Source organism: Bradyrhizobium sp. SHOUNA76, from assembly GCF_023006445.1.
Classification (GTDB): Bacteria; Pseudomonadota; Alphaproteobacteria; order Rhizobiales; family Xanthobacteraceae; genus Bradyrhizobium.
The window spans coordinates 1-771 of record NZ_JALBHA010001026.1 but is presented as its reverse complement, the minus strand read 5'-3'; the positions used below and the strand labels follow the sequence as shown (position 1 = coordinate 771).

2 pseudogenes are annotated in these 771 nt (G+C 67.3%); both read left to right on the top strand.

Annotation, left to right across the window (positions count from 1 at the left end):
• Window positions 1-311, top strand: a pseudogene (locus MOV74_RS39460) (ABC transporter ATP-binding protein); the annotation flags it as partial.
• Window positions 308-771 (top strand): annotated as a pseudogene (locus MOV74_RS39455) (permease); the annotation flags it as partial. The pseudogenes MOV74_RS39460 and MOV74_RS39455, both read left to right, overlap by 4 nt.

Below are 771 nucleotides of genomic sequence, written 5' to 3'. Positions count from 1 at the left end.
CGCTGGCCGGCGCGCTGGTGCACGATCCCCGCCTCATCATCCTCGACGAGCCGCTGACGGGGCTCGATGCCGTCTCCGCCCGCCACGTGAAGGGTCTTCTCAGCGCGCGCGTCCGCGCCGGCTGCACCGTCATCATGACCACCCATATTCTCGAAGTGGCCGAGCGGATGGCGGACCGCATCGGCGTGATCGCCTCGGGCCGCCTGGTCGCCGAAGGCACGCTCACCGAATTGCGCCAGCAGAACGGCCATGCCGACACCAGCTTGGAGGATCTCTTCATCGCGCTGGTGACGCTTGCGGAAGCCGCATGAGCTCGGCAACCGCGCTCTCCTGGTTTGCCCGCCACGAGCTCCGGCTCGCCTGGCGCGAATCGCTCGCCATGATGACCGGCGGACGACGCAAGCGGACGCGCGCCGCTGTCATCGGCCTGATCTGCTTCGCCGCGCTGCTGCACCTGCCGGCCTGGGCGGTGATCGGCCGTTTCGCCGATCTGAAATTGCCGCTCGACAAATCCTCGCTGATCGTGATCTCGGCGACGATTTTTCTGGCCTGGACACTGATGCTGTCGCAGGCGATCGAATCGGTGACGCGGGTGTTTTACGCCCGCGCCGATCTCGACCTGATCATGTCCTCGCCGGCGAGGCTAGCCAATCTGTTCTCGGTCCGCATCGCCGCGATCGCGCTGACCGTCACTGCGATGGCGCTGCTGTTCTCGACGCCCTTCATCGACGTGCTCGTGGTCGGCGGCGGGCCGCGCTGGCTCGCGGCGTT